We start from the raw sequence: 8,434 nt of genomic DNA, 5'->3' as shown, positions 1-8,434 counted from the left end.
CAACACATAAAAACACAACAATTCTAGAGCCTACACGGAGACAACAAAAAAAAAAAAAAAAAATAAAAACAGCCCGGCGATCGTGGTGTACGGGAACTCCTCGTGCCGGATCCAGTTGCGGGGCCGCAACTCCACCGGATCGAGGCCGAGTTCGGCCGCGAGCTCGTCCATGATCCGCTCGATGGCGAACGTGGCCTCCGGGCGCCCGGCGCCGCGGTAGGCGTCGGTGGGGGTCCGGGTCGTGAAGACGCCGGTGCAGTTGAACTCGTAGGCGTCCATCTTGTAGATCGCCGGGTACATGAAGGCGCCGAGGATCGGGATGCCCGGGGTGACGAGCATCAGGTACGCGCCCATGTCGGCGAGCAGGTCGACCTTCAGGCCGAGGAGCTTTCCCTCGCGGGTGGCGGCGACCTCGATGTCCTGGATCATGCCGCGGCCGTGATGGGTCGCGAGGTAGCCCTCCGAGCGGGACTCGGTCCACTTCACCGGCCGGCCCAGCCGCCGGGCGACGGTGAGCGCGATTGCCTCCTCGCCGTACACCTGGAGCTTGGAGCCGAAGCCGCCGCCCACGTCCGGGGCGATCACGCGCAGTTTGTGCTCGGGGACCCCGGTGACGGTCGCCAGCATGATCCGCAGGATGTGCGGGATCTGGGTCGCCGAGTAGACGGTGTACTCACCGGAGGCGGCCAGCGGGGTGACGACGACCGCGCGCGGTTCCATCGCGTTGGGGATCAGCCGCTGCTGGTGGTAGCGGCGCTTCAGGGTCACCTCGGCGCGCTGCCGGACCGACTCGAAGCCCTCGCCGGTGGCGAGCGGCCAGGTGTAGCAGCGGTTGGTGCCCTTGTCGGCGTGGACCAGCGGGGCGTCGTCCGCGAGGGCGGCCTCCAGGTCGAGGACCGGGGGCAGCGGGTCGTAGTCGACCTCGATCGCCTCGAGCGCGTCCGCGGCCGCGTACCGGTCGCGGGCCACGACGACGGCCACCGGGTCGCCGGCGTGGCGGACCTCGTCGACGGCGATCGGCGGGTGGTCGGGCAGCACGATGTCCTCGGTCACCGGCCAGGCGCAGGGCAGCGAGCCGAGCCCCTCGGCGAGGTCGGCGCCGCTGAACGCCGCCAGGACACCGGGGCGTTCCAGCGCCGGAGACACGTCCACCCGGGTGATGCGGGCGTGCGCCATCGGGCTGCGCAGGATGGCCAGGTGCAGCAGCCCGGTCACCTGGATGTTGTCGGTCCAGTTGGTCTGGCCGGTGATCAGCCGGGCGTCCTCCTTGCGCAGCCGGGAGCGGCCGACCTCGCGTTCGACGGCCTGATCGGTCATGCCGTGACCTCCTCGGCGACCGGTTGTCCGGAGGCGGCGAGGACCGCGCGGACGATGTTCTGGTAACCCGTGCAGCGGCAGAGATTGCCTTCCAGGGCCTGCCGGACCTCGTCCGAGGTGGGGTGCGGGTTCTCGCGCAGCAGATCGCGTGCCGCCATGATCATCCCCGGGGTGCAGTAGCCGCACTGCAGGCCGTGCCGTTCGTGGAACGCGCGCTGCAGCGGTGTCCACTCGCCGTTCTCGGCCAGGCCCTGGACGGTGGTCACCTCGCTCCCGTCGGCCTGTACGGCCAGTACCGAGCAGCTCTTGACGGTCGCGCCGTCCAGGTCGACCGTGCACGCTCCGCAGTTGGAGGTGTCACAGCCGATCGGGGTGCCGGTGAGACCGAGGCGGTCGCGCAGATAGTGGGCCAGGAGGAGACGGGGTTCCACGTCGTCCTCGTAGGCCGTGCCGTCCACGTTCACCTTGATGTGGGTCATGTGCCCTCCAGACCGTACGGGCGTGAGCGAGGGGAAATCAGCGACCGAACGTGATGCAGGTCACTCTATGACCGCACCTTGAACGCGGCGAGTGCTGCGGAGGGCTTTTGTTGAGCATTAATCAATTGCCACCGGGGGCCGGTCCTGCTGCACTGCACGGGTCCAGTCGGCACCCGGAGAGGACCAGAGATGCGACCTGCGTGCATGTCCGCCCAGGAAGGAATCCCACCCATGCCGAAGGACATCACGCTCAGTGCATCTGCTCAATCTCGGAATTCTCGCGCACGTAGACGCCGGTAAGACCAGCCTGACCGAACGGCTGCTGCACTCGGCCGGAGTCATCGACGAGATCGGCAGGGTCGACGACGGGAACACCCGGACCGACACCCTCGCCCTCGAACGGCAGCGCGGCATCACCATCAAGTCCGCCGTCGTCTCGTTCCCGCTCGACGGTGTCACCGTCAACCTCATCGACACACCCGGGCACCCGGACTTCATCGCCGAGGTGGAGAGGGTCCTGGGGGTGCTCGACGGCGCCGTCCTCGTGGTCTCGGCGGTCGAGGGCGTCCAGGCGCAGACCCGGGTGCTGATGCGGACGCTGCGGCGGCTGCGCATCCCCACCCTGGTCTTCGTCAACAAGATCGACCGGCGCGGCGCGGGGGAGGAGGCCGTCCTGCGGGCGCTGGCCGCCCGGCTCACCCGGTCGGTCGTACCGATGGGGAGGGCCACCGGCCTCGGCACCCGCGACGCCCGCTTCGTCCCCGGGCTCGGCCAGGCCGCGCTCGACGTCCTCGCCGACCACGACGACGAGCTGCTCGCGGCCTACGTCGAGGGCGCCGTCCCGCACGACCGCCTTCGAGCCGTCCTCGGCGAGCGGACCCGGCAGGCGCTCGTCCATCCGGTCTACTTCGGTTCCGCCGTCACCGGTGCCGGTGTGCCCGAGCTGATGACCGGCATCGAGGAGTTGCTGCCCGCGGCCGGAGGCGATCCCGACGGGCCGCTCTCGGGCACCGTGTTCAAGGTCGAGCGGGGTCCGGCGGGGGAGAAGGTCGCCTACGCGCGGATCTTCTCCGGCACCCTCCGTGTCCGCGACCGGATCCCGTTCGGAGCCGGTGCCGAAGAGGGCAGGGTCACCGCGGTCAGCGTCTTCGACCACGGCACGGACGTCCGGGAGGAGAGCGTCGGGGCGGGCCGGATCGGCAGGCTGTGGGGGCTGGGCGGCATCCGGATCGGTGACACGCTCGGGGCGGCCGCCCGCGCGAGCGCGGCCGGGCGTGGGGGAGTGCCGGGGGCGGCGTACGACCACCACTTCGCGCCGCCGACCCTGGAGACGGTCGTCGTCCCCGGCCCGGGCGTGGACCGGCGGTCCCTGCACGTCGCGCTCACCCAGCTCGCCGAACAGGACCCGCTGATCGACGTGCGCCACGACGAGGTGCGGCAGGAGACCTCCGTCTCGCTCTACGGCGAGGTGCAGAAGGAGGTCGTCCAGGCGACGCTCGCCGACGAGTACGGCCTGGACGTCACCTTCCGCGAGACGACGACGATCTGCGTCGAGCGTCCCGTCGGCACGGGGGCGGCCGTCGAGTACAACAAGAAGGACGCCAACCCGTTCCTGGCCACCGTCGGCCTGCGCGTCGACCCGGCCCCCGTCGGCTCGGGCGTGGACTTCCGGCTCGAGGTGGAGCTGGGTGCCATGCCGTACGCCTTCTTCAAGGCGGTGGAGGACACCGTGCGGGAGACCCTGGGCCAGGGCCTGCACGGCTGGCGGGTCAGCGACTGCACGGTGACCATGACCCACTCCGGCTACTCGCCCCGGCAGAGCCACGCCCACCAGGGCTTCGACAAGAGCATGTCGAGCACCGGGGCGGACTTCCGCGGGCTCACCCCGCTCGTCCTGGTCGAGGCACTGCGCCGCGCGGGTACCCAGGTGCACGAGCCCATGCACCGCTTCCGCCTGGAGGCCCCGGCCGACACCCTGGGCGCGCTGCTGCCGGTGCTCGCCCGGCTCGGCGCGGTGCCGCAGACCACCGGGACGCACGGTTCCCTCTGTGTCCTGGAGGGCGCCGTGCCGGCCGCCCGGGTGCACGAGCTGGAGCAGCGGCTGCCCGGGCTGACCCGGGGCGAGGGCGAGCTGGAGAGCGCCTTCGACCACTACGCCCCGGTCACCCGGGGCACGGTGCCGGAACGACCGCGCACCGACCACAACCCGCTGAACCGCAGGGAGTACCTGCTGAACGTGACGAACCGGCTGGGCGGTTGAGGGAGGAGGTGCGCACGAGCCAGAACTTACTCCGGAGTCAGAAGGGTTGACGGTGTCCTGAAGTCGCCAGACTGTAATGGACATGACCAATATCCGGGCGCGACTGATCGTTGTCCTGGTTGTCCTCTGTGGATTCCTGGCGGTGGCAGGCACCTCGCCCGCCACCGCCGCCCCCGCCGACTCCCTCTGGTTCGACGGCACCACCCTCACCGTGCGGAACGGCCGGTTCGTCGACGGCCAGGGCCGCGAGATCGTGCTGCGCGGGTACAACGTCTCGGGCGAGACCAAGCTGGAGGAGAACGGCGGCCTGCCCTTCGCCTCGGTCGCCGACGCGCGGAAGTCGGCGACCGCCCTGCGCGCACTCGGCGGCGGCAACGCGGTCCGCTTCCTGCTCTCCTGGGCCCACGCCGAGCCGGTGCGCGGGCAGGTGGACGCCGGGTACCTGGCCGCCGTCACCGACCAGATGCGCGCCTTCCTCGACGCCGGCATCCGCGTCTACCCCGACTTCCACCAGGACCTCTACTCCAGGTACCTGTTCAGCTCCGGCAGCTGGTACACCGGTGACGGAGCCCCCGAGTGGGCGGTCGACGCGGGGAGTTACCCGGCCGAGTCCTGCGGGATCTGCTTCTTCTGGGGCCAGAACATCACCCAGAACGCGGCCGTGACCAAGGCCCAGTACGACTTCTGGCACGACAATCACGGCCTCCAGGACGCCTTCCTCGCCACGGCGCAGTCGACGATGGCGTACCTCGCCCAGCACCTGACGGACGCCGAGTTCGCCGGCGTCGTCGGCTTCGACCCCTACAACGAGCCGTACGCCGGCGGCTACGAGTCCGGCCAGACCTCCCGCACCTGGGAGCGGGACCTGCTGTGGCCCTTCTACCAGAGGTTCCGGGCCCGCATGGACGCGGCGGGCTGGAAGTCCAAGCCCGCCTTCGTCGAGCCGAACCTCTTCTGGAACGCCAACATCGACTCCCAGAAGCAGGAGGGCGGACTGCTCGACGCGGGCACGCTCGGCCCGGGCTATGTCTTCAACACCCACTTCTACGACCAGAAGGCCATTTCCGGCATCCTCATGTGGGGGAAGGCGGGCGACGGCCAGTACGCGACCGACTTCGGCACGATCCGCGACCGCGCCCTTGCCGCCGGAACCGCGGCCGTGGTCAGCGAGTACGGCCACCCGTTGTCCGGGACGGTCTCGGACAAGGCGCCCACCGTGGTGAAGGCGATGTACCAGGCCCTCGACTCCCGCCTCTCCGGGGCGAAGTGGTGGTCCGCCCCGGCGTCCTCCGGCCCGGTCCTGTCCGGCTCCCAGTGGCAGTGGGACATCTACGGCGGACGCCACCACGAGCTGATGAACGGCAACGCCGGCAAGGTGCTCACCTCCGGCGACGCCTGGAACGACGAGGACCTGTCCGCCGTGCGGCTCGACGACTCGGGCGCGGTGGCACTCCGTCAGGACGCCCGTCTGCTCGACCGGGTCTACCCGAGCGCCACGTCCGGCAGCACAGCGGCCTTCACCTATGAGGACCGCTCCCGCGACGGCTCGACCACGCTGACCTGGAACCCGGTGCCGAGTTCCCTGCCCAACGTGTCGCGGCTGGTGGGACCGGGCCAGTACGGCCTGCTGGTGTGGCGGTCGGGCAGCGGTGCGGCGCCCACCGAGCTGCACCTGCCCGCCACCTTCCCGACGGCGTCCACCACGGTCGTCTCCGACCTGGGCACGGGGTACGCGCCTCCCGCGTACACCTCCTCGACCCCGGTCGGCGTGGCACCCGAACCGGGCGGCACGGGCAGCCGGCGCCTGCTCCTCACGGACACCGATTCCGGCGTCCTGCACTACGCGCTGGTGACCAACGGGGCGACGGCACCCTCCGCGGACCTGCTGAGCGCGGCCGGGTCCGAGCTGGCGTCCTGGGCGGCGGCACACTTCTGACCGGAGGATCCGGTCTCCGGGGCGCGCACACCCCGGAGACCGAAACACCCGTGTCCGCGTCAACTCGACGCCGGACCGGTCCAGTCGGCCTGAACATGCCCGAGCCGGACGCGCTGCGGATGGTCGCCGACCGCGACGGAGGTGACCTTGCGCCCGGTCGCGAAGTCGATGGCCGTGACCTGGTCGGCGCCGCTCTCGGAGACCACGCAGTGCGTGCCGTCGCCGCTGACCGTGGCCCAGTAGGGCTTGGAGGCACTGACCAGCGGACCCTCCTGGAGGGTGGCGCGGTCGACCACCGTGGCGTAGTCGTCCATGGTGCCCGCGACGCACAGCTTGGTGCCGGCGGGGTTCATCGAAATGCCGTGGTGGCGCGAGTCGTTGACCCAGGTGGTGCGGTCCTCGCTGGTCGCCGGGTTCTTCGGCAGGGTCTTCATCCGGGTGATCTTGTCGGTGGCGACGTCGTACTCCAGGAAGCCGTTGAAGAACGAGACCTGGAAGTAGAGCTTCGACTCGTCCGGGGAGAAGACCGCGGGGCGGACCGCGTCGGAGAAGTCCTTGAGACCGAAGGCGTTCAGCCGGTCCCGCATGTCGATGGTCCTGACCTGCTTGTACGTCGTCGCGTCGACGACCGTGATGTGCCTGTCGCCCTTGGTCCAGTCCCAGATCGGGTCGTCGAGGGCGGTGTTGACGTCCCCGATGGCCATGTTCCAGATGTACTTGCCGTCCTTGGTGAAGATGTTCTCGTGCGGCTTGTCGCCCGTCGCGAACGAGCCCAGCTGCCTGCCGGTGTCGATGTCCAGCACGTGCACGGTGTTCGCGGTCGAGGCGGAGACCGCGACCCGGGTGCCGTCGGGCGAGACCGCCATGTGGTCGGACCGGTAACCGGACACGGGAAAACGCCAGTTGATCTTCCCGGTCGCCAGGTCGATCGACACGACGTCGGCGAAGCTCGGCCGGGAGACCACCACCGACCTGCCGTCCGGCGTGGAGTACATGTCGTCCGCGAACTGGTCGTGACCCTCGCCGACGCCGTTGCGGATGGCCATGAAGTAGATCCACTTGATCGGATCGGCGTTGATCTCGGCCATCCGGGCGTCCTTGTCCGGGACGACGTTGATCCGGCCTATTTTCGCGAAGTCGCCGGCCGACCTGATGACGTCCGCGGTGCCGTCCCAGTTGTTGCCGACGAACATCACCTCCCGCAGGGAGGCGGCGTCGGTCGCCGCCGTCGCGGCGGTCGCGGGAGCGGTGAAGGTCAGCACGAGGGCGGCGGCCACGGAGCAAAGGTGCCTGGGTCTGAAGGCAGGCATGACTGCTCTCTCCTCTGGGTGGGGTGTGGTGGGAGCGGGTGCCATGACAGGGCGCTGAATCTGAACACATGCGCATTCAGAGTTAACTTACTGAAAAGTAAGGTGGGGTGGCCTTCTCCACAAGACCGTGTGCACGACAAAATTGGCTTCCGGTGGGGGAGTTGGGGAACGGAGGGCACCGTGACGGGCAGGCTCAGGGCGCCGACCGGCCGCTACGCCGGCAAGTCCGCGCAGCAGCGCCAGGCGGAGCGCCGGCAGCGGTTCCTGGACGCGGCGCTGCGGCTCTTCGGTGACACGCCCGGCTTCCGCGCCACGACCGTCGCCTCCCTCAGCGAGGCCGCGGGCCTGTCCACCCGCCAGTTCTACGAGGAGTTCCGCACCCTCGAGGACGTCCTCGCCGCGCTGCACCTCCAGGTCAACGGCTGGGCCGAGACGGCGGTGCTGGCCGCGGGCACCGGCGCGGCGGGCCTGCCGCTCGCCGAGCGCGCCGCGGCGATCTTCCGTGCGTACGCGGCGAACGTCACCGCCGACCCGCGCCGCATCCGCATCACCTTCGTCGAGATCATCGGCGTCAGCCCGCGCCTGGAGGAGCAGCGCCTCGCGCGCCGTGCCCGCTGGGTCGAGCTGATCTGTGCCGAGGCGAAGGCGGCCGTCGCGCGCGGGGAGGCCGCTCCGCGCGACAACCGCATCGCGGCGGCCGCGTTCATCGGCAGCGTCAACGGCCTCCTCCACGACTGGAGCGCCGGGTGGGTGGACGCGACCCTGGACGAGGTGGTCGACGAACTGGTCCGGCAGCTGCTGGGGATCCTGCGTCCGAGCGGCTGGCCGGCGGAAGCCTGATCCCCGTGGCGGTCGTGCGCCGCCTCGGTGAACGGCTCCGCGGGGCCCACGCCGGGCGCGGTCACCGTCGCCCCGGTCCCCGGTCCCCGGTCGGTCCCCGGCGCCAACGGCGCCCGGGACGCGGGCGCCGCGAACGGCACCTCGCCCGTCCTGTGGACCCGCGACGGCGGCGACGACCAGAAGTGGTCCTGGACCTGACCCCGTTGCCCTGGGCCCTGTCGTCGAATCCCCGCCTGCCCGGCGACGCCGACGCCCCTCCCGCCGGGTGAGCGGGCCTGGGGCGCCCGTTGAC

General features: G+C 70.5%; 6 protein-coding genes and 1 pseudogene. 4 read left to right on the top strand and 3 right to left on the bottom strand.

From position 1 onward, the window contains the following. Positions 1-62 precede the first annotated feature (62 nt). Positions 63-1,317 (bottom strand): annotated as a pseudogene (locus ACFW2E_RS16180) (xanthine dehydrogenase family protein molybdopterin-binding subunit); the annotation flags it as partial. Then, the gene (locus ACFW2E_RS16175; RefSeq protein WP_384466819.1) at positions 1,314-1,796 is read right to left on the bottom strand and encodes a (2Fe-2S)-binding protein; all 483 of its coding nucleotides are present in this window, start codon (positions 1,794-1,796) and stop codon (positions 1,314-1,316) included. The gene ACFW2E_RS16175 and the pseudogene ACFW2E_RS16180, both read right to left, overlap by 4 nt. Positions 1,797-2,049: 253 nt before the next feature. On the opposite strand from ACFW2E_RS16175, the gene ACFW2E_RS16170 reads away from it, so the two are divergent. After that, positions 2,050-4,056 (top strand): GTP-binding protein, encoded by a 2,007-nt coding sequence (locus ACFW2E_RS16170; RefSeq protein WP_384466817.1) that lies wholly within the window; start codon positions 2,050-2,052, stop codon positions 4,054-4,056. A 76-nt stretch (positions 4,057-4,132) separates the two neighbouring features. Beyond that, a complete protein-coding gene (locus tag ACFW2E_RS16165; RefSeq protein ID WP_384466815.1) occupies positions 4,133-5,992 on the top strand; it encodes a cellulase family glycosylhydrolase in 1,860 nt (619 codons plus the stop codon). A 59-nt stretch (positions 5,993-6,051) separates the two neighbouring features. Here ACFW2E_RS16165 and ACFW2E_RS16160 read toward each other — a convergent pair whose 3' ends face one another. Continuing rightward, complete coding sequence (locus ACFW2E_RS16160) at positions 6,052-7,302, bottom strand: YncE family protein (RefSeq protein ID WP_384466813.1); 1,251 nt, start codon at positions 7,300-7,302, stop codon at positions 6,052-6,054. A gap of 180 nt (positions 7,303-7,482) precedes the next feature. Between ACFW2E_RS16160 and ACFW2E_RS16155 the strand changes: the two genes are divergently transcribed. Both ACFW2E_RS16155 and ACFW2E_RS16150 read left to right on the top strand, forming a co-directional pair. Then, positions 7,483-8,142 (top strand): TetR/AcrR family transcriptional regulator, encoded by a 660-nt coding sequence (locus ACFW2E_RS16155; protein ID WP_384466812.1) that lies wholly within the window; start codon positions 7,483-7,485, stop codon positions 8,140-8,142. 27 nt (positions 8,143-8,169) lie between these two features. Next, on the top strand, positions 8,170-8,340 hold the full coding sequence (locus ACFW2E_RS16150) for a hypothetical protein (RefSeq protein ID WP_384466810.1): 171 nt from the start codon (positions 8,170-8,172) through the stop codon (positions 8,338-8,340). Positions 8,341-8,434 lie beyond the last annotated feature (94 nt).

This window comes from Streptomyces sp. NPDC058964, from assembly GCF_042741275.1.
Taxonomy (GTDB): domain Bacteria; phylum Actinomycetota; class Actinomycetes; order Streptomycetales; family Streptomycetaceae; genus Streptomyces.
This window is presented reverse-complemented; position numbering and strand designations above follow the sequence as displayed.

Bases quoted from the DNA above. Each gene is read 5' to 3' on its own strand.
- ACFW2E_RS16175 (WP_384466819.1), bottom strand. From the start codon at position 1,796: ATGACCCACATCAAGGTGAACGTGGACGGCACGGCCTACGAGGACGAC.
- ACFW2E_RS16165 (WP_384466815.1), top strand. From the start codon at position 4,133: ATGGACATGACCAATATCCGGGCGCGACTGATCGTTGTCCTGGTTGTC.
- ACFW2E_RS16160 (WP_384466813.1), bottom strand. From the start codon at position 7,302: ATGCCTGCCTTCAGACCCAGGCACCTTTGCTCCGTGGCCGCCGCCCTC.